The sequence below is a fragment of the Trinickia sp. genome (assembly GCF_035492435.1).
Lineage (GTDB): Bacteria > Pseudomonadota > Gammaproteobacteria > Burkholderiales > Burkholderiaceae > Trinickia.
This window is the reverse complement of sequence record NZ_DATJJF010000094.1, coordinates 1-22,817: the sequence shown is the minus strand read 5'-3', so window position 1 is coordinate 22,817 and position 22,817 is coordinate 1. Positions and strand designations below refer to the sequence as shown.

Sequence of the window (22,817 nt, the reverse complement as noted above, 5' to 3'; positions counted from 1 at the left end):
CCGATCGCTACCGCTTCGCGGCGCGGTTTTCAGCAACAAGTCAGTTACGGAAAGCTAATGGTTAGGACTCCTTGTCGGACGATCGTCAGGGCATGGCGCTTTGCGTTGTCGTGTCTCGCATGCTTCGTCGGTTTGGCCTCTATCGGATCGGGTGTCGCCAACGCGGATGAGAGTGGCGGTGCGATAGCGGCACGCAGCGCCGCCATCGCCATGTTTTGCGCCGATGGCGACAGCCCGGTAGCGGGCAACCCGTTGGCGGGCGTGACGGCGATCGAATCGATCGGCGCGTCGGGGAATAGAGACGCCCAACACTGGGCGCGGCGCGTTGTCGACGCGCTGCGCGGTGGCAGCCTCGCGTGCACGACGGGTGGTGCGGCCATGCTGCAAGGCGCCACACCCGTCGATGCGGCAACGCTTGCCCCCGTTGCTGCCTCGGCGGGGCAGGGCAGCGCTGCACCGTCCGCATACGTGCCCGGCATTGCCATGATGCGCAAGCTTGCCGTGGCCGCCGCCGAAATCGACTTGTCGAGCGATGACCATGACACGCGCGTGGCCGCAGCGGCTCAGATCGACAAATTTTTTGCGCTGCTCGATCCGCGACTCGTGGATGCGGCGGTGAAGCGCGAGCACGATGCCGGAATTGCGGCAACGCTGCGTCTTGCGCTCGCCAAGCGAGGCCTCAGCAGCAGCGTGAAATCGGAACAGCTCGCAGCGATCCACGCCGTCGCCGAGGTGCCCAGCGAGACGGCACTCACGGCGCTGCAAAACTTCGTCCAGCAGGACGCAGCGCATGATCCGCAAGTGCAAGAGGCCGCGCAATCGGCAATCCGCAGCATCGACACGTGGCTTTCATTCGGGCGCGGCGTTTCCGTGCTCTTCAGTGGCGTGAGCTATGCGGGTGTGCTGCTGATCACGGCGCTGGGGCTCTCGATCGTCTTCGGGCTCATGGGCGTGATTAATCTGGCCCATGGCGAGTTCATCATGTTCGGCGCGTATGCGACGTACCTCGTCGAGCGCTTCTTGCAGGCACATTGTCCCGCGCTCTTCGACGCCTATGTATTCATCGCGATTCCGGTTGCGTTCGTGATCTGCGCCGTCTGCGGCATGGTGCTCGAATACTGCGTGATCCGCTTCCTCTATCGGCGGCCGCTCGAGACATTGCTCGCGACCTGGGCCGTCAGCATTGCACTGATCAAGCTCGTGCAAGTGCTCTTTGGCTCGCAGAACGTCGAATTCGTGACGCCCGCGTTCCTCAACGGCGGTATGCAAGTCTTGCCGGGCTTCTTCGTCACCTACAACCGGGTGTTTGCGATTGCCTTTGCTGCAGTGATTTTTGGCGGCACGTTCGCGCTGATTCGATATACCAAGCTGGGCTTGCTCATGCGCGCGACGACACAGTTGCGCGACATGGCACGCGCGCTCGGCGTGCCCGCCGAACGCGTCGACCGCCTCGCGTTTGGCCTCGGCGCAGGACTGGCCGGACTCGCGGGCGTCGTGCTGACGCAAATCACGAGCGTCAATCCCTCGATGGGCACCGGCTTCGTCGTCGATTCCTTCATGGTGGTTGTGCTTGGCGGCGCAGGCAGCCTCGCGGGCACGCTCGTTTCCTCGCTCGCGCTCGGAGAGATCAATCAATTCATCGAACCGTTTTACGGCGCAGTCGCGGCGAAGGTGGCGGTGCTTCTCATCATCGTCGCGATCATCCAGCGCCGCCCGCAAGGCCTTTTCGCATTGAAGACCCGCACATGACGACGTTACCTGACTCATCCCAACGGCCGGCCGGCGCATCGGCCATCGGCGCCGTGCCTGCTTTCGGTAGCGCACTTGCGCGCGTGAGCCGCCTCGTCGATGGCGCGATCGTTCCGGCAATGCTTGCGCTTGCCTGCTATCTGCCGCTCGCGCATTACGCGATTGCGCCGTCCAACGCGCTGCATCTTTCGTTGTTTGGCATCAACCTCATCGGGCAGATCCTCTGCTTCGCATTGCTCGCACTCGCGCTCGATCTCGTATGGGGTTATGCGGGCATCCTGAGTCTCGGGCACGGCATCTTCTTCGGCATAGGCGGCTATCTGATGGGCATCTATCTGCTCAACGGTGCCTACGATCAAACGCACGTGCTGCCCGATTTTTTGCAGTTCATGGGCGCGAGCGATTTTCCGCACGCCTGGCGCATGTTTTCCCGCCTCGACGTGACCGTCGTCATCACGATCGTCGTCGCAGCAGTGGTGGCGGCTGTGTTCGGTTTCGTGACGTTCCGCTCACGGATCAACGGCGTCTATCTGTCGATCATCACGCAAGCGCTTACCTACGCGCTGATGCTGCTGCTTTTCATCAACGATGTCGGGCTTGGCGGCAATAACGGCATGACAGGCTTCACCAGCATCGCCGGCTTCAGGCTTGCCGACGTCTCGACACAGGTTGGCCTTGCTGTCGCCTCGTGCCTGGTGCTCGCGTTGGCCTACCTCGTCGTGCGCTTCATCGTGAAATCGAGTTTTGGCCGCGCGCTCGTCGCGGTGCGCGACGACGAAGCGCGCATGCGCTTTCTCGGCTACCGGACGCCCGTCATCAAGCTCGTCGCGTGGTGCTTGTCGGCCGTGCTTGCCGCGTTGGCCGGGATGCTCTACGTCCCGCAGGTCGGCATCGTCAACCCGACGATCGTCTCGCCGCAACTATCGGTCGAAATCGCCGTATGGGTTGCGATCGGCGGCCGAGGCACGCTGGTAGGTGCGATCCTCGGCGCCATCGTCGTGAACGGTCTCAAGTTCTGGCTGACGGCTCAATGGCCCGAAGTTTGGCCGTTCATTCTCGCAGGCGTGACGCTGGTCATCGTCGTGCGCTTCGGCAATGGGCTTTGGGGCGCCATGAAATCGGCCGGCGATTCGGCGAAAGGAGCGGGGCGATCATGAGTACTCCGAATCAAATGGCGCAGATGCCGACAACCGGGGGATCGACCGCGGCGCCTGCGCGTGCCGCCGTGGCACGACATGGCACCGCGGTGTACATCAGCGGACTGCACGTCACGTTCTCGGGGTTCGCCGCCATCACGAATCTGTCGATGGAGTTTCGTTATGGTGAAGTACGCGCCATCATCGGACCCAACGGCGCGGGCAAGACGACGTTGATGGACGTCATCACGGGCAAGACCAAGCCGACAAGCGGTGAAGTCTTTCTCGACAAGACCATTGATCTGGCCTCGCGCGACGAGACGGCCATTGCACGCCTCGGTATCGGCCGAAAATTTCAGAAGCCGAGCGTGTTTGAGGCGCTCGTTGTGCGGGAGAACCTGGAGCTTGCCGCGCGAAACGGCCGAGGATATGGCGAGATGCTGCGCTCGCGCTTGAATCCGAGGCATCGGGCGAGAATCGATGAAGTCCTCGAGACGATCAATCTCACTGAGCATGCCGACCGACTCGCCGGAACGCTCTCGCACGGCCAGAAGCAATGGCTCGAGATCGGCATGCTGCTCGTTGCCGATCCGCGCGTGATTCTGCTCGACGAGCCCGTGGCCGGCATGACCGATCACGAAACGGCACGCACGGCCGAGCTTATTGCGCGATTGAAGTCGCCCGAGCGTGCCGTCGTCGTCATCGAGCATGACATGGAGTTCGTCGACGAGATTGCCGATCTCGTCAGTGTGCTGCACGAAGGCAAGCTGCTCGGCGAAGGTTCGATGGATACCGTGCGCAACGATCCGCGCGTGATTCAAGTCTATTTGGGGCGGTGACCGTCATGCTGCGCGTTCAGGGAATCAATCAGTATTACGGCAGCAGTCATACGCTGCGCGACGTGTCGCTCAGCATCGCCGACGGCGCGTGCACGGTCGTGCTCGGCCGCAATGGCGTGGGCAAGACGACGCTGCTCAAATGCCTCATCGGTCTCTTGCCGATCCGCAATGGCGAGATTTCGCTGGGCGGCGCGGACATCACGCGAGCGCCCGCGCATCGGCGCGCGCTCGCGGGGCTTGGCTACGTACCGCAGGGGCGTGACATCTTCTCGCACCTCAGCGTCGAAGAAAACCTCGAAGTGGGCGCGTACGCAGGCGAGCGCAGCGTACGCCGCGATGGCCGGCAATTTTCATTCGACGAGGTCTACAAGATCTTTCCCGTTTTGAAGACGATGCGCGCGCGTATCGCGGGCAACCTGTCAGGAGGGCAGCAACAGCAGTTGGCGATCGGCCGCGCGCTCTTGACCAACCCGAGCGTGCTGATTCTCGACGAGCCGACGGAAGGCATTCAGCCGTCGATCGTCAAGGAGATCGAAGCGGTGATTCAGTCGCTCAAAGGATCGCTGTCTATCCTGCTCGTCGAGCAATTTTTTGATTTCGCGCAGGCCGTTGCGGACGACTATGTGGTGCTCGTGCGCGGGCAGGTGGTCTCCGCCGGCCGTGGCGACGAGATGGAGCGCAACAACGTCCGTGCGCTCATCTCAGTTTGATGCAAGGCGAGAAAGCGTGCGCCGTCCTCTCATTCCTCAATTAACCGGAACCCAACAATGAACTGGCTGAAAGAATCGATTATGCACACCCGTGGCGTCGCTCGCGGTCAAGTGGGCAAGACCCACGAACTCTCCGAGGCGCGGCAGGGCAAGTTTCATTACACGATCGGACCGTACTCCGATCCGGTGATGTCGATTGCGCCGGGTGACCGCGTTATCGTCGAAACGCGCGATGCGTTCGAAGGCAAGATTCGCACCGAGCAAGACCTGCCGAGCAAGAACCTCGTCGTGCCATTCCTCAATCCGCAGAACGGCCCCATCATGATCGAGGGTGCTGAGAAGGGCGACGTCGTGGCGGTCTACATTGAATCGATGCTGCCGCGCGGCGACAATCCGCGCGGCACGTGCTGCCTCATTCCGCGTTTCGGTGCGCTTACGGGCACGGAATACACGGCAATGCTGAACGAGCCGCTGCCGGAAATCACGCGCAAGATCGACGTTGACGAAGAGGGCGTGTACTGGAGCAAGCGCGTCACGCTGCCGTACAAGCCGCATATCGGCACGCTGTCTCTCTCGCCCGAGATCGATTCGATCAATGCGCTCACGCCCGACAACCACGGCGGCAACATGGACGTGCCCGACATGGGCCCGGGCAGCATTACGTACCTGCCGGTGCGCTCAGCGGGTGCACGGCTCTTCATCGGCGATGCACACGCTTGCCAAGGCGATGGCGAAGTCTGCGGCACGGCCGTCGAGTACGCGAGCACGACGACGATTCACGTCGACCTCATCAAAGGCTGGCAGATCGAGTGGCCGCGACTGGAGACCGACCAGCTCCTGATGGCGATCGGTAGCGCACGTCCGCTCGAAGATGCCACGCGCATCGCCTATAGCGAGCTCGTGCTCTGGCTCGAGAAAGAGTACGGCTTTGATCGTTGGGACATCTACATGATGCTGAGCCAGTGCGGCAAGGTTCGTCTCGGCAACTTCGTCGATCCCAAGTACTCCGTGGGTGCTGCCATCGAGAAGAAATATTTGGCGCCGGAAGTGGCATGACGGGCCTACAGGCATCGAGCAAAACGCATAGGAACGCATCAGCGAAGCACTAACGGAAGAAGGAGCAAACCGCGTGGATCTTCAACTGAAAGGACTCAACGTCGTCGTGACGGGCGGCACCAAGGGCATCGGTCTTGCGATCGCGCGGACCTTTGCTGCCGAAGGCGCGAACGTAGCGCTCTGTGCACGTGATGAGCGTGCTGTCACGCAGACCGTCGAAGAACTGAAAGCGAGTGGCGTACGGGCGACGGGCGCGGCCATCGACGTGGCGAATGGCGACGCGCTCGGCAGCTGGGTCAAGGAGGTCGGTCAGATGTGGGGCGGGCTCGACATCGTCGTGGCTAACGTCAGTGCGCTTGCGATCGGCAACGACGTTGCATCGTGGCGCAGCGAATTCGAGACCGACATGATGGGTACCGTGCATCTCGTCGATGCGGCGCTGCCCTTTCTTCACGGCAGCAAGGCAGCCTCGATCGTCGCCATCTCCAGCGTGTCGGCCCGCGAAATCGACTTCGCAGCAGGGCCCTATGGCGCATTCAAAGCTGCGTTGGTCCATTACGTACAAGGACTCGCCTATCAACTCGCGCCGCGCGGTATCCGCGCCAATGCAGTTTCACCCGGCAACGTGTACTTCGAGGGTGGGGTTTGGGAGCACATCGAGCGCAATGACCCGAAGCTTTTCTCAGAGTCGCTTGCGTTGAACCCGACGGGGCGCATGGCGCGTCCTCAAGAGATTGCGAATGCCGTCGCCTTCGTGGCGAGCCCCGCCGCGAGCTTCATGAGCGGGGCGAACATCGTCGTCGACGGTGCGCTCACGCGCGGTGTGCAGCTCTAAAAGCGTTGAAAACGTTCAAGGTCCAACCCGCCTTGTGCGGGTGGGCCTTGTTACGGATGTGAGCAAGACGACTTGAGAAGAACCTGAATAAACATCAACAACACAGAGGAAGAGACCATGATGAAAAGCCCTCGCTCCACGCGGCATGAAGATCGTCAATCACATAAGCCGCGTACGTCGTATGCATCCGCGCTGGCCTTGTCGCTGTGCGCCTTTGCCGTGCAGGCCACGTATGCCGCGGAGTCCGTCAAGATCGGCGTGCCGGTGGGATTGAGCGGTGCGAACAGCGTCGTGGCGCCGTCGATCGTTCAGTCAGCACAGCTGGCTGTCGACGAGATCAACGCAAAGGGCGGCATCCTCGGCCGGCAGGTGACGCTCGAAGTGGCCGACGACGGCAGCGGCGCGGCCGGCGCGCAAAAAGCCTTCGACTCGCTGATCTTCGACAAAAAGGTCGATGCGCTGATCTCCGCCGAGACGAGCGCTGCGCGCAATGCGGGGCTGCCCATCGTGTCGCGCGGCAAAGTGCCCTTCGTCTATACGTCGTTTTATGAGGGGCGATCCTGCAATCGCAACATGTATGTCGATGGCTGGGTGCCCGACCAGCAAGTCGCACCGGTCGTCGATTACTTCATGAATCACGATCACGCGAAAACGTTCTTCCTCATCGGTAGCGATTACGCGTTCGGGCGCGGCATGCTCGACTTCACGAAGGCATACATCGAGAAGAAGGGCGGCAAGGTGATCGGCAACGAGTATCTGCCGATGGATGGTTCCGACTGGACGTCGATCATCAGCAAGCTGCAGGCGGCCAAACCTGACGCCATCATCACGTCGACGGCGGGCGGTGCGCCCAACGTGACGCTCACTAAGCAGTTGCGCGCCGCTGGTGTGAAAGTGCCCTACGGTAACCTTGCCGTCGATGAAGGCACGGCAAAAAGCATGGGGGCTGACGCAGCCGGCATCTTCATGTCGGGTTCTTACGTGACGAGCATCGATTCCCCTGCGAACCAAGCGTTCCTTGCCGCGATGAAAAAGCGCTTCGGTAATGACCTGAAGACGCCGAACGACCTGTCCGTGCCCGAGTACGAAGCGGTGTATCTGTACAAGGCTGCGGTGGAAAAAGCGGGCTCGTTCGCTTCGGCCAAGGTGATCCCGGCGCTCGCGCAAGTGTCGTTCATGGGGCCGCGCGGAACGATTCAGATGGACAAACAACGCCATGCACCGCTCACGATGTATCTGAGCCAAGTGCAGCCGGATGGCTCGGTCAAAGTCATTCAGTCATTCAGCCATCTCGATCCCGGCGCGCAGTGTCCGAATTTGAAGTAATTCGGGAAGCGAACACGACGGCGCGCCATCGCGCGCCGTGATTGTCATTGCAGTCGTCGATGTCAGGGTGGTTATTCTCTATGCTGAACGTTCTGCTCGATGTCGTCACCACCGCCGCGATGCTCTTCATCGTTTCGGCGGGTTTGTTGATCGTCTTCGGGGTCATGAAGATCGTCAATTTTTCGCATGGTGCGTTTCTGACCGTAGGCGGCTATGCGAGCGTCGTGGCCACGCAGCTCGGGCTCGGGTGGTGGTGGGGCTTGCCGCTGTCGCTCGTCTGCGGCTTCGTGTTGGGCGGTGCCGTCGAATGGTTCATCGTGCGTCCGCTCTATGCGCGCCCACTTGACGCAATCCTTGCCACGTGGGGTCTCGGCATCATCCTCGGCCAGCTGATCACGTTGGCATTCGGACGCGGCGTGCAGATGGTGGCGAGCCCCATCGAGGGGGCCGTGCCGGTGCTCGGCACGCATTACTCGGCGTATCGGCTCTTGCTCGTCGTGGCAGCGCTCGCTGTCGCGCTCGCACTCGGGTGGCTGCTCAACGGCACGCGGCTCGGGCTGCAGACGCGGGCCGTCATCATGAACGAAGGGCTTGCACGCGGCCTCGGCATCAGCAGCGCACGTGTGCGCTTTCTGACCTTCTGCACCGGTGCCGCGCTCGCGGCAGCCGCGGGCTGCCTGATTACGCCGCTTTCCAGCGTAGATCCGAATATGGGCGTGCCGTGGATCGTGGGCGCCTTCATGCTCGTGCTCGTCTCGGGTGCCTCGCTCGTGAGCCTCGCGGTGGCGAGCATTGTGCTGGGCGGTGCGCAAGTACTCGTCAGCACGTTTGTCGACCCCGTGCTGGGCGGCCTCATGATCGCCGTGCTCGCGGCACTGTTGCTGCGCTTTAGACCGGAGGGCTTTGCTCGTGGCTGATTCTGTGACGACGATGCCGTTGCGACGCGGTGCAGCGCCTGCGTGGCGCACGCCGATGGCAGTGGGCGTGATCGCGTTGATCGTGCTCGCGCTTTTTAGCGTCTTGCTGCCGACCTTTCTTGTCAACAATCTGATCCGTGCGTTTCTTTATGCCGCTGTCGCGGTTACTGTCGATTTGCTCTGGGGCTACACCGGCATTCTGACGTTTGGACAATCCGCCTTCTTTGGCATCGGTGCCTACGCGGCCGGGCTCGTCTTTACGCATGCGGGCTTTTCGCCGCTCAATGCGGTGCTCGCGCTGGCCGCGGGTGTTGGCAGCGCGTGGATCGTCGCACGCCTCATCGGCTGGCTCGCTTTCTATCACGGTGCTTCGCCGCTTTACGCGTCCGTCGTCACGCTCGTGCTGCCGATCGTGCTCGTGCAAGGCATTTATTCGGGCGGGGAGTTCACGGGTTCGAGCAGCGGGCTTTCGGGCTTCGATAGTTTCGATATGCCGCTCGCCGCATGGTTCTTCATCGCGGGCGCGCTGCTAGTCGTGGTGGCCGCGTCAGCCTGGGTGTTCGTGCGCAGCGATGCCGGTCGTCTACTCATCGCGATTCGCGAAAACGAGGTGCGCTGCGAATACCTCGGCATCAACGTGTCGCGCAGCAAGGCGGGGCTCATGGATATTGCCGCGGTGGTCGCTGCGTTTGCCGGGTTCCTTTTTGCCTGCGTGCAGATGGTGGTCGCTCCCGAGTACGCCGGCTTCGTATTCGGAACCGAATTGGTGATCTGGGTCGCGTTGGGCGGACGAGGCTCGCTCGTCGGTCCGATCGTCGGCACTTTGCTGATCGACGTCGGCAGCGGCTATTTGAGCGGTAATCTGCCCTACGTGTGGACTTTGCTCGTCGGCGTTGCGTTTGTTGTCGTCATCGTTGCCATGCCGACGGGGCTTGCGCCGCTTGTCGGTAAAGTGCTTACGCGCGCCATGCCGGTACGCCGCCGCAGCGCGAGTGTGCCGGTGACGTTCGTTGCGGTGCCACCGCGTGCGGGCGGCGACCTGCATTCGACGCATCCGGCGCTCTCGCTGCGCGAGGTGCGCAAGCACTTCGGCAGCTTGAGCGTGCTCGATGGCATCACGTTCGACGCTCATGCCGGCGAATTATTGAGCTTGATCGGCCCTAACGGTGCCGGAAAAAGCACACTGATGCGTTGCATTGCCGATGGCGCAGAACGATCGGGTGGCACCGTCGAGATTGGCGGCAAGTCGATCAAAGCACTTGCGCCCTACGATTGCGTGGCGCTCGGCGTGGGCCGCAAATTCCAGACGGCAACGGTCTTCGATTCGCTGAGCGTCGCCGAGGCACTGCGCATCGCACGCTATCGAATCGAGCGTCCATCGAAGACCCAATGCGAGAGCACGCTCGCATTACCGCAGCCTGCGATCGACGTGCTGCGTCTGACCGGCCTCGACAAGATGAGCGAGCGCGAATGCCGCTATCTGTCGCACGGGCAGAAGCAGGCACTCGAACTGGCGATGGTGCTTGCGCTTGAGCCGCGTACGATTTTGCTCGATGAGCCGACGGCTGGCCTTACAAAGCAAGAGCGCACGCAGATCGGCGAGATCTTTGTCGCGCTCGCGAAGCGCTATCAGCTTTGTCTTTTGCTTGTCGAGCACGATCTCGAATTTGTGCAGCAGATCAGCTCGCGCATCGTCGTGCTTCATCAGGGACGCATCGTCATGGACGGCGACGTGGCGCAAGTCGTGGAATCGGAGCTCGTGCGCGCCGTGTATGCGGGCGCAGCTCATGGCGGCGCCGAAGCCGGGCAGGGAGAAGCATCATGACGGCGCAATCGGTGATCGATGTTAGCGGCCTCTACAGTGGCTATGGCGAAGCTATGGTCGTAAAGGGTATCGACTTGACGCTTCATCGCGGCGAAGCGGTGGCCCTCCTCGGCAAAAACGGTATGGGGAAGTCGACGCTGCTCAAGACGCTGATGGGCTATATCCGTCCCGCGCAGGGTGATATTCGTCTCTTCGGCGAGCCTGTGGGGGGCGTCGCGCCCAATCGCATCGCACGCAAGGATGTGGCCTATATTCCGCAGGAAAAGGCGCTCTTTCAAGACTTGACCGTCAAGGAGAATCTCAAGCTTGCCCTTATGCGCGATCGCGATTTCGCGCCGGGCTTCGCGCAGATCGAAGGGCTCTTTCCTTTTCTCGCACAGCGGCTCGAGCAAAAGGCCGGAACACTGTCGGGTGGCGAGCAGAAGATGTTGCTGGTTGCGCGCGCGCTGATTCGCCGGCCGAAGCTGATTTTGATCGATGAGATCACGGAGGGCATGCAGCCTTCGGTCGTTGAGCGGCTCTGCACGATTCTCACGCACGAGCGCGAAGCGCATGGCACCAGCATGTTGATCGTCGAACAGCACCTCGATTTCGCGCTTGCGGTAGCGAACCGCTACGCCGTGCTAGAGCTCGGCGAGATCGCTACATCGGGCGAGACGACGCAGACGGGGGCGAGCGCAAACGTCGCGCGCTATCTGTCGCTATGATGCCGCTCGGCGCGAGCATTCGTCGCGACTCAACAAGGAAACCACTATGAGCTTGTCCACCCCGGCGCGCTTGGCGACGGCAATCGACCCCGGCGTGACATTCGAGCCCGATCGCAGTGAGCACAACCTCGCGGTCTACCGCACGATTGCCGAGGAGATCGCGCGGTTGCGAGAACTCGATCTCTCGGCACGGCATCCGGCTGTGATCTTCGATGTGCGCCGTGCCTATCCGTCATGGCCTACGGCGCCGGCAACGGCAACGGATACATCGGCCGCAGTCTGCGAAACAGACAGTGAAATCGACATCGGGAGTGAAAGCGTATGACCGTCGATGCTGCTGCCCCGGGATGGATTGCCGACGATCTGACCGCACTTGCGGCACGCATCGCGGCGTGTGAGGTGTCACCTGTCGATGTCGTCGATCGGATGCTCACACGTATCGCTGCATTCGACGGTGATTTGAAGGCTTACGTTCATGTCAACGAGCACGCACGCGCCGAGGCCGAGGCGTGCGCCGAGGAGCTGTCGCGAGGCGTCATTCGCGGGCCGCTGCATGGCGTGCCGATCGCGGTCAAGGACAACTATCTCACGGCCGAGATGCCGACGACCGTTGGCACGCGTGCACCCGGCTACGCATTCGCGCGTGAGGACTCGGCCGCGGTGGCGCGCCTGCGTGCGGCAGGTGCGGTGCTGATCGGCAAGACCCGTACGCATGAGTTCGCATGGGGCACCGAAACGCCGCCAACGAGCAATCCGTGGGACAGTTCACGCATTCCGGGCGGCTCGAGCGGAGGCTCGGGCGCGGCGCTCGCGGCGCGCCTCGCCTTCGGCGCACTGGGCTCGGATACGGGCGGCTCCATCCGCATTCCAGCGAGCTTGTGCGGCGTTGTCGGCCTCAAGCCAACCTTCGGCCGCGTGAGCCGAACGGGCATTGTGCCGCATAGCTGGTCGCTCGATCATGCGGGGCCGCTCACGCTGTCGGTGCGCGACGCCGCGTTAATGCTCCACGTGCTGGCCGGCCATGACGCAAGCGATCCAGGCAGCGTCGACGTACCGGTGCCCGACTATCGGGCATCGTGCAAAAGCGGCTTGGCTGGTTTCACGATCGGCGTATGCCGCAATCATTTCTTCGGTCGTAACGAGGCCGATGTCGAGCGTTGCGTCGAGCGCGCCATCGACGACTTGCGGATGCTTGGCGCGAAGGTCGTCGATTTCGAGGTGCCGAATCTGCAATACGGGCTTGGCGCGATCTTTGCGATCGAGCTTGCGTCGTCGGCCGCCTACCACGATGCCGCATTGAAAAGCGGCGCGACGGCCGCGATGACCGATGACGTGCGCACGCTCGTCGAAATCGGCCGACTGGTGTCGGCGGCCGATTACTTGAAGGCCGAGCAGTTGCGTGTGCAACTGATTGAAGACTTTGCGCGGGTGCTGACACGCGTGGACGCCATCGTGACCCCGGCTTCGCCCGTCACCGCGTGGCATCACGGGCAGACGAGCGTCGTCACGGGCGGCGTTGAGGAAAGCCCGCTGGCTGCGTCATGGCGGCTGACTTATCCGTTCAATCTGACGGGCATGCCGGCGCTTTCGGTGCCTTGCGGATTCGATTCGCGTGGCTTGCCCGTTGGCTTGCAGATTGCGGGCCGGCCGTTCGACGAAGCGACGCTGTTGCGGATCGGCCATACGTATGAAACTTTGCATCGCTGGAACGCCATGATTGCACCACGGTTCATGTGAAAGGAGGTGTCGAAATGACGGCAGTGGGACGCGAAAGTATCGTCACGGTCGCAAGCATTCAAATGGCGCCGCGCATCGGCGATAAAACACGCAACGTCGCGCGCTCGATCGAGCTCATCGAACACGCAGCGGCCGGCGGCGCGCACGTGGCCGTGTTGCCGGAATTGTGCAATTCGGGATACGTGTTCGAATCACGCGAGGAAGCGTTTGCACTTGCCGAGACCCTTGGCGAGGGCGAGACGATTCGCGCCTGGAGCACGGTGGCCGCGCGCCTTCAAATGACGCTCATTGCCGGGTTCGCCGAACGTGAGGGCGATAGACTTTACAACTCGGCGGCCATCATTGGACCGAATGGCGTGCTCGGCCAATACCGGAAATTGCATCTATGGTGCGACGAGCAGCTTTTCTTTGAGCGTGGAAATCTTGGTGTGCCGGTGTTTCACACGCCGTTCGGACGCATCGCTTGCGCCATTTGCTACGACATCTGGTTTCCGGAAGTATTCAGAATGGCCGCAGCGCAAGGTGCCGATCTGCTTTGCGTGCCGACCAACTGGGTGCCGATGCCGGCGCAGCCCGAAGGCTTGCCCGTCATGGCGAACATGCTGGCGATGGGCGGCGCGCATGCGAATGGGCTCGTCGTCGCGGCAGCCGATCGGGTCGGGGCCGAGCGAGGTCAGCCGTTTCTCGGCCGCAGCATTATCGTGGACAGCCAAGGTTGGCCTGCGGCGGGGCCGGCGAGCGCGACCGAGGAAGAGGTGCTGATTGCCACGGTGAACCTTGCCGATGCACGCCGCAACCGACAGCTCAATGCGTTCAATCATGTGCTGCGAGACCGGCGCAGCGATGTCTATGGCAGGAACGGGGAGATTTAAGCGAACTCACCCGCAGACGGGAGAGCCGCTGACGCGTTTTTCCGATGCTGCCGCCACCATTGCGGCACAACATGAGGGGAATGGGTGGGGTGGGGCTATTTCAGCGAGTTGCGGGCTGGCCTAAACCGCCCGCAACTCGTGACGCTAATCGCCGCTGATTGATCGGGCGGCGGATAGCATCGTTGTGTCGACCGCTTTAATGGCAGCGCGTCACCAAATGGTGATGCACGCGCTCCTTATGGCAAACACGATGGTGATCGTAGGCGAAAGCCTGCGACATCGTGCCAAAGGTGACGGTAAGTGCTGCCAACGCGATCATGACTTGTTTCATTGTGCGGTCCTCCCAAAAAAACGAACACAAGAGGCGGCATCCTAGCAAACCATGGCTACGCTTGCTTTACCTTTCAACAAATAATTTCAGCGGCAGCATTGAGTTTGCATTGCGTGACTATCCGGCTTGCTCGGTATGATCGAATTGGTGCCGTGCGGCTTCCATTTCGGTCATATGCGATTCCACCCAATCCCAAATCCCGCAAACCTTGTCGAGCAGACTGCGACCGAGCGGGGTTAGCTGATAGTCGACGCGTGGCGGAATGACGGGATGCACATAGCGCGACACGAGGCCGTCGCGCTCGAGCTGGCGTAAGGTTTTTGTCAGCATTTTTTGGCTCACGCCGCCCACTTCTTCACGCAATCGCGAAAAACGCAATTCGCCATGTGTGCCAAGCGTATCGATCACGAGGATCGTCCATTTGTCGGCGATCTTTTCGATGATTTCGCGCGCAAGGTCGTCAGTTTTCTTTTGCGGGTCGGTGGCGGCTCCGAGGCCGTGGTTGCAATTAGTTTCCATGCGGAAAGTATGACACCGTCAAGTGCCTTCTGGCGCCAAGTGGGCATGGCTGAAATAATCGGTCGATATGGCCTTCTGAGGGCATTTCCACTCCGTTGTTCAAAAAGAGCCGCGTTTTACACAGGCGCGGCCGCTTAGCAAGTGAGCATGTCATGACTATCGAAACGATCTCAATCGAAGGACTCTCCACGCCCGTCGGCCGAATCGGCCTTGGTACCTGGGCCATCGGCGGATGGATGTGGGGCGGTACGGACGAGAAAGAATCCATTGCGGTAATTCGCCGCGCGATCGACAGCGGTATCAATCTGATCGACACCGCCCCGGTCTACGGCTTCGGCGCCTCGGAGGAACTCGTCGGCAAGGCGCTCGCCGACGGTTACCGCGAGAAGGCTGTTATCGCAACCAAGGTTGCGCTCGACTGGCGCGACGAAAAAGTATTCCGCAACGCAACGCCTGCGCGAATTCGGCAAGAGATAGAGGATACGCTCCGCCGCTTGCGGACGGATTACGTCGATCTGTATCAAGTGCACTGGCCCGATGCGCTGGTGCCCATCGAGGAAACGGCGGCTGTCCTCGCCGAGTTGCAGAAGGAAGGCAAGGTCCGTGCGCTCGGCGTCAGTAACTTCTCCGTCGAGCAGATGGATGAGTTCCGGCGTGCGGCACCGCTCGCAACGACGCAGCCGCCGTACAACCTGTTCGAACGCGCAATCGACGACGACGTGCTTCCGTACGTCAGGCAAAACAAGCTTGTTGCCCTGGCGTACGGCGCGTTGTGCCGTGGGCTGTTGTCGGGACGCATCGATCAATCGACGCGCTTCGATGGCGACGATCTGCGTCAACACGATCCGAAGTTCCGTGCGCCGCGCCGTGACCAGTATGTCGCAGCCGTGCGCGAGCTCGACGAGTTTGCCCGCACGCGCTTCGGTAAGCCGGTGCTTGCGCTCGCCGTGCGCTGGGTGCTCGACCAGGGCCCCATCGTCGCGCTTTGGGGCGCGCGGCGCCCGTCGCAGCTCGATGGCATCGAAGAAGTGTTCGGCTGGCACATCGATGAAGCATCGATGGCCGAGATCGACGCGATCATCGCGCGCCACGTGAAGGACCCGGTGGGCCCTGAGTTCATGGCACCGCCCCAACGCGTAGCAATCTGAAACGTATGAGCCTCGCGCGCCCTGAGGGGCGCGCATTCGAAGGAGTCAGCACATGGAATTGACCGTAAACGGTGTTCGACACAACGTCGAAGCTGTACCCGACATGCCGCTGCTATGGGCCGTGCGCGATCTGCTCGGCCTGCATGGCACGAAGTTCGGATGCGGCGTCGGTGCGTGCGGTGCGTGCACTGTCCATCTTGACGGCGTGGCGGTGCGTTCTTGTGTCACCACCGTGGGCGACGCGCAGGGCAAGGCGATCACCACCATCGAGGGACTCGCGCAAAACGGCGAGCATCCCGTTCAGCGCGCATGGAAAGAGGCCAACGTGCCGCAATGCGGGTACTGCCAGGCAGGGCAGATCATGCAGGCGGCGTCATTGCTCAAGCAAAATCCGAAGCCCACTGACGAAGACATCGTCGAGGCCATGGCGGGCAACATCTGCCGCTGCGGGACGTATCAGCGCATCAAAGCCGCCATCAAGGCAGCAGCATCGGAGAAGGCATGATGAAGCGCGACGCGGGGGACAGCATGAATGGCATCGTCAATCTGAGCCGACGCAGGCTCTTGAAGGGCACGCTTGCGGGCGGTGTCGTGCTCGGTTTGCACGTCGGCGGCGTAACGAGCGCGTTTGCGGCAGAGCCGGCATGGAATGGCAAGGCGCCAAGCGGCGCTTTTAGCCCTAACGTCTATATCTCCGTTGCGCCGACGGGTGACATCTACATCGTGGCGCACCGTTCGGAAATGGGCACGGGCATTCGCACGAGTCTCGCGATGATCCTTGCCGACGAGCTCGATGCAGACTGGCGCACGGTCAATGTGTTGCAGGCGCAAGGCGATAAAAAGTACGGCGACCAGAATACCGACGGCTCGCGCAGCATACGCCAGTTCTTCCAGCCGCTGCGTGTGGCGGGCGCCACGGCAAGGCACATGCTGATCTCCGCCGCAGCACAGAAATGGCAGGTCGATCCGGCGAGCTGTACCACCAAGCTGGGCTACGTCGTGCATGAGCCCAGCAAGCGGCGCCTCGGATATGGCGAGCTCGCGGCCGCAGCAGCAGAGCAGCCGACGCCGAACGCGGGCGATGTCACGCTCAAGGACCAGCACTCCTGGCGCTACATCGGTAAATCGATGCAGATCGTCGATATGGACGACATTTTGCACGGCCGCGCGACCTACGGCATCGACGTCGTGCTGCCCGACATGGCATACGCCTCCATCGAACATCCGCCTGTTTATGGCGCGACGCTCAAGCACGTCGACGACAGCGAGGCGAGAAAGGTTCCGGGCGTCCTCGATGTCGTGCAAATCCCCACCCCGCCGATCTCGAGTGGATTTGTTCCGCTGGGCGGCGTGGCCGTGCTGGCGACCAACTCATGGACGGCTTTGCAAGCGCGCCGGAAGCTCAAGCTCGAATGGGACTTGGGTCCGAACGCTTCATACGATAGCGATACGTATCGCAAGCAGCTTGAGGACACCGCGCGCCAGCCCGGCAAGGTTGTGCGCAATAACGGCGATACGGCAGGGGCGCTCGCAAGCGCGAGCAAGCACATCTCGGCCGATTACTACGTGCCGCATCTCGCGCATGCGACTATGGAGCCCGTGTGTGCCACGGCATCCTACGAGAACGGCGCAGTGACTGTGTGGGCCACGACGCAGAATCCGCAGCAGGCGCGAACCACCGTCGCGCAAGTGCTGGGACTCGGCGAAGAAGCGGTGACGATCAACATCACCTTGCTCGGCGGCGGATTCGGGCGGAAGTCGAAGCCGGATTACGTGGCTGAGGCGGCGTTTCTGTCGCGTGCGGCAGGCAAGCCTGTGAAAGTGACGTGGACGCGTGAAGACGACATGCGCAACGACTACTATCACGCAGTCTGCGCGCAGCATATGGAAGGCGGCCTCGACGCGAATGGCAAGACGGTCGCGTGGCTGCATCGCACGGTGTTCCCGTCAATCCAGTCGACGTTCAAGCCGAACGTAACCTATGGCGGTGCGGGCGAATTGGGGCAAGGCGTCACGGACGTGCCCTACGCGATCGCCAACATCCGTTGCGAAAACGGGCCTGCGCCGGCGCATACGCGCATCGGCTGGTACCGCTCGGTCTACAACATCCCGCACGGGTTCGCGGTGGGTTCGTTCGCTGACGAGCTCGCACACGCGGCAGGCAAGGATCCAGTGGAGAATTTGCTGGAGATGCTGGGTGAGCCGCGACACATCGATCTGCCTGCAATGGGTGTCGACTATCCGAACTACGGCGCCTCGCTCGAAGAGTATCCGATCGATACGGCACGCCATGCGGCCGTGCTACGGGAAGTCGCGGCGCGCTCCGGTTGGGGCAAGCCACTGCCTGCGGGACATGCACAAGGTGTTGCGGTTCACCGCAGCTTCTTGAGCTACGTTGCGGCCGTGGCGCAAGTGCACGTGGACGATGATGGTTCGGTGCACGTCACGCGCGTCGATATCGCCGTCGATTGCGGGCGTGTGATCAATCCTGATCGCGTCGTGTCGCAGTTCGAGGGGGCCGTTGTCATGGCGCTTGGCAACACGTTCTTCAGCGAGATCTCGTTCAAGAACGGTGCGTCAGAGCAATCGAACTACACCGACTACAACGTCGCGCGTATCGACTCGGTGCCGGAAACACACGTCTACATCATCCCGAGCAGCGCGCCGCCGGGCGGTGTCGGCGAACCCGGCGTGCCGCCGACGTCCGCCGCGATCTGCAACGCCATCTTCGCTGCAACAGGCAAGCGGATCCGCTCCTTGCCGGTCGATACGTCGTTGCTCAAGCGCGCCTGAAAGCGCACTGGGTGACGAGCGGCTTTCCCGATAATTAAAACAACAACGGGAAAGCCGCGCATGCTCAAAGCGCGCACACCTCCAATCTGCTGCACGCGTTATACCGTCGTCATCCCTTGTATGAGTCGCTTTGCGGTATCGCCGCACTCGTAGCCCCGGCTGTGCCCGCCAGCGGCGCTGCTCGCATCGATTCGAGCAAGTAGTCGAGGAACGCGCGAACCGATGGTGACGTACGTCTCGTGCGTTCGAACAGTGCATGCACGGGCGCGGGTGTTGGTTCGTACTCCTGAAGAATTCGCCGAAGGCGGCCGCGCTCGATATCATCGGCCACTTGCCACGACGGCGCGCGTACGATGCCCGCGCCGTCGATGGCCGCACCGACGAGCACGTCGAGCGCATTGGCCCAAAGGCGACCTTTGACGCGTACCGAATGACGCGTACCGGCTGACTTGAAGCGCCAATCCACTGAACCGGGGCGATCAGAGAACACGAGGCAATCGTGATCGCGCAGCGCGTCGGGTACTAAGGGCTGCCCGTGGCGCTCCAGATAGGCGGGTGCGGCGCAGACGATCATGCGCACATCCCCGATCTTGCGTGCAATGAGCGTGGAGTCGGGCAGCCGGCCCACGCGAATCGCCAGCTGAATATCCTCTTCGACGAGATTGACGGTGCGATCGATAAGCAGCAATTCGATCGACATCTCAGCATACGTTGCAAGAAAGCGCGGCAAAAGCGGCGCGATGACGGTTCCGCCGAGCAGCGTCGGCGCGGCGATACGCAAGCGGCCCGTCGGTTCGCTACGGCTCGCGCTGAGCAGCGCGCCTACCTCGTCGACGTCCGCGAGGATCGCCTTCGCTCGCTCGAAAAAAAGCCGTCCCTCGTCGGTGAGTGCGATGGCCCGCGTCGTGCGGCGCAATAGTTGCATACCGAACTGTCTTTCGAGCGCGGAAAGATGACGGCTCACGGAAGTCAGCGACATGGGAATGGCGCGGGCGGCGGCAGACAGGCTGCCGGCTTCCACCACCCGCACAAATACGTTCATGGCCTCGAATCGATCCATCGTCGCCCCAGCTTTCCTCAAATCGCAACACTCATTGCCGTTTGAAGCGAGCCCTCCGCTTTGCGAAATAGTCTACATTCGAACCTGTCGCATGATCCTGAAAACGGGCGATGATTCGACGGCGTGAGCGGCAATCCGAAGATTTATTCCGACAAACGAGGGGCGAGGATGAAGCAGCAGTCGATTTACTGGGTCATGGCCCTTGCGGCCGGGCTCGTTGTTGCCAACAACTATTACAACCAGCCACTGCTGGTCGATTTCGCGCATACGTTCGGGACTCCCGAACATGAGGCGGGTACGGTCTCCATTGCCGCCCAGGCCGGTTATGCGCTCGGTCTGCTGCTCTTCATACCGCTCGGCGACATGGTCTCGCGCCGGAAACTCTTCGTGCTTACGCTGTCAGCCACGATTGTGGCGCTCGCCGCGATGGCGGCTGCGCCATCGTTGACCTGGCTCGTGGGTGCCAGCTTCGTCGCGAGCATGATGAGCGTCGCACCGCAATTGCTGACGCCCTATGCGGCCCAGCTTGCCGGACCGCAAAACCGCGGCAAGGCAGTCGGCATCGTCATGCTCGGTCTGCTCTGCGGGATTCTCGTATCTCGCACCGTTTCAGGCACGATTGCGGCGTTTTGGGGGTGGCGTGTCGTCTATGTGATGGCCGCAGCGGCGATGGTAATCGTGGCCATCATGCTCGTGCGGCTGCTGCCGCCGATCGCGCCGACGTTCACAGGCAGCTACCGCAGTTTGATGCGCTCGCTTGTCGAGTTGCTGCTCGAGGAGCCTGTTGTGCGGCAGACGTCCTTCGTCGCCGCATTGCAGTTCGCGGCATTCAGCGGGTTTTGGACGACGCTCGCTTTTCACTTGCACAGCCTCAACCCGCATTACGGCAGCGAGACCGCGGGGCTTTTTGGGTTAGTCGGCGTGGCGGGCGCGAGCGCGTCTTACGCTGCTGGAAAGCTGACCGATACCCGTGATCCGAGGCATGTCGTTTTCGTCGCGACAATCGTGTTCATCGCATCGTATGGGCTGCTCGCGTGGAAAGGAGACAGCATCGTTGGCCTCGTCATCGGCGTGATCTTGCTCGATCTCGGCCTGCAAAGCGCACACGTGTCGAACATGGCGCGCAATCTCGGTGTGCGAGCGAGTGCAATGAGTCGCTCCAACACCCTTTACATGACGATCCGTTTTGCGGGTGGGGCGGTGGGCTCGACGCTCGCCAACTACGCCTGGAGCATCTGGCGTTGGCCGGGCGTGTGCGCGGTCGGGCTTGTCTTTGCCGTTGCGTCGATGGTGCTGCAGGTGTGGCCTATCTCGGCTCGCAGGAAAGGGCATGCGTCGACAGGCGACGCGGCAGTACGTGAAACCCGGTAGCGCGTCGAAGTCCGTCGTCCATCAACGCGTTTCGCGCGGATTGCAGATCACACCGCGTTGGCTGCTCAATGCGGTTTAGCCACGGCCCGCCGCACTCGAGGCGTGCGGGCCGTGGCAGCCGCGGCGCGGCTGTTAAGGCGCGGGGTTCGGCTGTGCTGCGTGCAGCGCATCGATGTCGGCGAGCGCTTCTGCCGACAGTTTGACGTCGATGCTTGCGATGTTTTCGCGTAGTTGCTCGAGCGTCGTTGCACCAATCAGCGTGCTCGTCGTGAAGGGGCGCGTATTGACGAAGGCGAGCGAGAACTGTGCCGGCGATAGGCCATAGCGCTTCGCCAATTCCACGTAGCCGGTCGTCGCTTTGAGTGCTTCCGGCTTGCTGTAGCGCTGAAAACGCTCGAAGAGCGTGATACGGGCGCCGTCCGGGCGTGCACCGCCTTCGTACTTGCCCGATAGCCAGCCGAAGCCCATCGGCGAATAGGCGAGCAGGCCGATCCCGTCGCGATGGCTGTATTCGGACAAGCCCAGCTCAAACGTACGATTGAGCAGGCTGTAAGGGTTCTGAATACTGACGATGCGCGGCAGGCCGAGCCGCTCGGCTGCGCGCAGGAATTGCGCCACACCCCACGGCGTTTCGTTCGACACACCGATGTGGCGGATCTTGCCGGCTTTGACAAACTCTGCGAGCACCGACAGCGTTTCCTCGATGGGCACCGTGTACGCATCGTCGACCCAGGGGTACGACGGCCGGCCAAACGTCATCGTGCTGCGATCGGGCCAGTGCAACTGGTAAAGATCGACATAGTCCGTTTGCAGTCGCGCGAGGCTGCCCTCGAGCGCTTCCGTCAGGTTCTTGCGATCAAACTGGTTGGTATCCCCGCGAAGATGCTTGGGATTGTGCGCCTGGCGCGCGGGTCCGGCGATTTTCGTTGCGAGCACGATCTTCTCGCGCGCGGCGGGATTGCGTGCGAGCCACGTCCCGATGTAGCGCTCGGTCAGGCCTTGCGTTTCGGGCCGCGGCGGCACGGGGTACATCTCTGCGGCATCGATGAGATTGACGCCATGATCGAGCGCGTAGTCGATCTGAGCGTGGGCCTCGCTTTCGCTGTTCTGCTCGCCCCAAGTCATCGTACCGAGACCGATGACGCTCACTTGCACATCCGAGTCGCCGAGTTTGCGGTATTCCATTCGATTGTCCAACTGGTGGGAAAAGCGAGGAAGCTACCACGAGCGGACGGATTGTGCAGCGAGCGGGTAAACCGTAGGAAGAAATGCCGGACTGGCTAAGACATCACTTGAACAGTTTGGCGGCCAGCTCGGCAACGTGCTTTCCCTGATAACGGGCAATGTCGAGTTCGTTCTGCGACGGTTGTCGGCTTCCATCGGCTTTGGCAAGCGTCGTGGCGCCATACGGTGTGCCGCCCGTGATCTCGTTCATGTTCATGAGCCCGGCGCACGCGTAGGGCACGCCGACGATCACCATACCCTGATGGAGCAGGGTGGAGTGAAATGACGTGATGGTGGTTTCCTGGCCGCCATGCTGCGTGGCGGTTGACGCGAATACGCTGCCGATCTTGCCGACGAGGGAGCCTTTCATCCACAGCTCGCCTGTCTGGTCGAGGAACGTGCGCATCTGCCCGGCCATGTTGCCGAAGCGGGTGGGGGTGCCGAAGATGATTGCGTCGTAGTTGGCCAGTTCGGCGGGCGTCGCGACAGGCGCAACCTGGTTCAGCTTGACGCCAATTCCCTTCGCCTGCTCTTCGGGAATCGTTTCAGGCACGCGCTTGAGCGTCACCTCGGTACCGGGCACCGAGCGGGCACCCTCGACCACTGCATTGGCCATCGTTTCGATGTGTCCGTACATCGAGTAATAGAGAACCAGTACCTTC

Annotated in this window: 22 protein-coding genes; 17 read left to right on the top strand and 5 right to left on the bottom strand. The window is 61.9% G+C overall.

The window, feature by feature from the left end:
- The first annotated feature begins 57 nt into the window (after positions 1–57).
- From urtB to VL598_RS06730, 13 genes are all read left to right on the top strand, one after another.
- Positions 58–1,749: an urea ABC transporter permease subunit UrtB gene (gene urtB / locus VL598_RS06790; protein WP_325325933.1), complete on the top strand. Its 1,692-nt coding sequence runs from the start codon at positions 58–60 to the stop codon at positions 1,747–1,749.
- On the top strand, positions 1,746–2,906 hold the full coding sequence (gene urtC, locus VL598_RS06785) for an urea ABC transporter permease subunit UrtC (RefSeq protein ID WP_325325932.1): 1,161 nt from the start codon (positions 1,746–1,748) through the stop codon (positions 2,904–2,906). Before urtB ends, urtC begins: the two co-directional genes overlap by 4 nt.
- Positions 2,903–3,724, top strand: coding sequence for an urea ABC transporter ATP-binding protein UrtD (urtD, locus tag VL598_RS06780; protein WP_325325931.1), 822 nt, complete (start codon positions 2,903–2,905; stop codon positions 3,722–3,724). Before urtC ends, urtD begins: the two co-directional genes overlap by 4 nt.
- Before the next feature lie 5 nt (positions 3,725–3,729).
- Positions 3,730–4,434: an urea ABC transporter ATP-binding subunit UrtE gene (urtE, locus tag VL598_RS06775; protein ID WP_325325930.1), complete on the top strand. Its 705-nt coding sequence runs from the start codon at positions 3,730–3,732 to the stop codon at positions 4,432–4,434.
- A gap of 57 nt (positions 4,435–4,491) precedes the next feature.
- Positions 4,492–5,490, top strand: a complete 999-nt coding sequence (locus tag VL598_RS06770) for an acetamidase/formamidase family protein (protein ID WP_325325929.1) — start codon at positions 4,492–4,494, stop codon at positions 5,488–5,490.
- A gap of 73 nt (positions 5,491–5,563) precedes the next feature.
- Positions 5,564–6,325, top strand: coding sequence for an SDR family NAD(P)-dependent oxidoreductase (locus tag VL598_RS06765; RefSeq protein WP_325325928.1), 762 nt, complete (start codon positions 5,564–5,566; stop codon positions 6,323–6,325).
- A gap of 117 nt (positions 6,326–6,442) precedes the next feature.
- Positions 6,443–7,651: a substrate-binding protein gene (locus VL598_RS06760; protein ID WP_325325927.1), complete on the top strand. Its 1,209-nt coding sequence runs from the start codon at positions 6,443–6,445 to the stop codon at positions 7,649–7,651.
- 83 nt (positions 7,652–7,734) lie between these two features.
- On the top strand, positions 7,735–8,568 hold the full coding sequence (locus VL598_RS06755; RefSeq protein WP_325325987.1) for a branched-chain amino acid ABC transporter permease: 834 nt from the start codon (positions 7,735–7,737) through the stop codon (positions 8,566–8,568).
- Between the two features lie 13 nt (positions 8,569–8,581).
- On the top strand, positions 8,582–10,393 hold the full coding sequence (locus VL598_RS06750) for an ABC transporter permease subunit (protein WP_414718669.1): 1,812 nt from the start codon (positions 8,582–8,584) through the stop codon (positions 10,391–10,393).
- Positions 10,390–11,100 (top strand): ABC transporter ATP-binding protein, encoded by a 711-nt coding sequence (locus VL598_RS06745; RefSeq protein ID WP_325325925.1) that lies wholly within the window; start codon positions 10,390–10,392, stop codon positions 11,098–11,100. The genes VL598_RS06750 and VL598_RS06745 overlap by 4 nt, the downstream gene beginning before the upstream one ends.
- A 46-nt stretch (positions 11,101–11,146) precedes the next feature.
- Positions 11,147–11,425 carry a hypothetical protein gene (locus VL598_RS06740; protein WP_325325924.1) on the top strand — a complete coding sequence of 93 codons (279 nt, stop codon included), beginning with the start codon at positions 11,147–11,149 and terminating at the stop codon, positions 11,423–11,425.
- Positions 11,422–12,837, top strand: coding sequence for an amidase (locus tag VL598_RS06735; protein ID WP_325325923.1), 1,416 nt, complete (start codon positions 11,422–11,424; stop codon positions 12,835–12,837). The genes VL598_RS06740 and VL598_RS06735 overlap by 4 nt, the downstream gene beginning before the upstream one ends.
- A gap of 14 nt (positions 12,838–12,851) precedes the next feature.
- Positions 12,852–13,709: a nitrilase family protein gene (locus VL598_RS06730; RefSeq protein WP_325325922.1), complete on the top strand. Its 858-nt coding sequence runs from the start codon at positions 12,852–12,854 to the stop codon at positions 13,707–13,709.
- A gap of 196 nt (positions 13,710–13,905) precedes the next feature.
- On the opposite strand, the gene VL598_RS06725 is transcribed toward VL598_RS06730, so the two are convergent.
- Complete coding sequence (locus tag VL598_RS06725) at positions 13,906–14,040, bottom strand: hypothetical protein (RefSeq protein WP_325325921.1); 135 nt, start codon at positions 14,038–14,040, stop codon at positions 13,906–13,908.
- Between the two features lie 117 nt (positions 14,041–14,157).
- Positions 14,158–14,559, bottom strand: a complete 402-nt coding sequence (locus VL598_RS06720) for a helix-turn-helix domain-containing protein (RefSeq protein WP_325325920.1) — start codon at positions 14,557–14,559, stop codon at positions 14,158–14,160.
- A 152-nt stretch (positions 14,560–14,711) separates the two neighbouring features.
- Between VL598_RS06720 and VL598_RS06715 the strand changes: the two genes are divergently transcribed.
- The 3 genes from VL598_RS06715 to VL598_RS06705 are packed head-to-tail and all read left to right on the top strand — an operon-like array spanning position 14,712 to position 18,500.
- On the top strand, positions 14,712–15,707 hold the full coding sequence (locus VL598_RS06715; protein WP_325325919.1) for an aldo/keto reductase: 996 nt from the start codon (positions 14,712–14,714) through the stop codon (positions 15,705–15,707).
- Positions 15,708–15,759: 52 nt separating this feature from the next.
- Positions 15,760–16,212, top strand: a complete 453-nt coding sequence (locus tag VL598_RS06710) for a (2Fe-2S)-binding protein (RefSeq protein ID WP_325325918.1) — start codon at positions 15,760–15,762, stop codon at positions 16,210–16,212.
- A complete protein-coding gene (locus VL598_RS06705) occupies positions 16,209–18,500 on the top strand; it encodes a xanthine dehydrogenase family protein molybdopterin-binding subunit (protein WP_325325917.1) in 2,292 nt (763 codons plus the stop codon). Before VL598_RS06710 ends, VL598_RS06705 begins: the two co-directional genes overlap by 4 nt.
- Positions 18,501–18,609: 109 nt before the next feature.
- On the opposite strand, the gene VL598_RS06700 is transcribed toward VL598_RS06705, so the two are convergent.
- Positions 18,610–19,542, bottom strand: coding sequence for a LysR family transcriptional regulator (locus VL598_RS06700; RefSeq protein ID WP_325325916.1), 933 nt, complete (start codon positions 19,540–19,542; stop codon positions 18,610–18,612).
- Positions 19,543–19,728: 186 nt separating this feature from the next.
- Between VL598_RS06700 and VL598_RS06695 the strand changes: the two genes are divergently transcribed.
- On the top strand, positions 19,729–20,931 hold the full coding sequence (locus VL598_RS06695) for an MFS transporter (RefSeq protein WP_325325915.1): 1,203 nt from the start codon (positions 19,729–19,731) through the stop codon (positions 20,929–20,931).
- A gap of 132 nt (positions 20,932–21,063) precedes the next feature.
- Here the strand turns inward: VL598_RS06695 and VL598_RS06690 are convergent, their stop codons facing one another.
- Both VL598_RS06690 and wrbA read right to left on the bottom strand, forming a co-directional pair.
- Complete coding sequence (locus VL598_RS06690) at positions 21,064–22,116, bottom strand: NADP(H)-dependent aldo-keto reductase (protein ID WP_325325914.1); 1,053 nt, start codon at positions 22,114–22,116, stop codon at positions 21,064–21,066.
- A 103-nt stretch (positions 22,117–22,219) separates the two neighbouring features.
- Positions 22,220–22,817: NAD(P)H:quinone oxidoreductase (gene wrbA, locus VL598_RS06685; RefSeq protein WP_325325913.1), on the bottom strand; the 598-nt coding region annotated here is incomplete at its 5' end.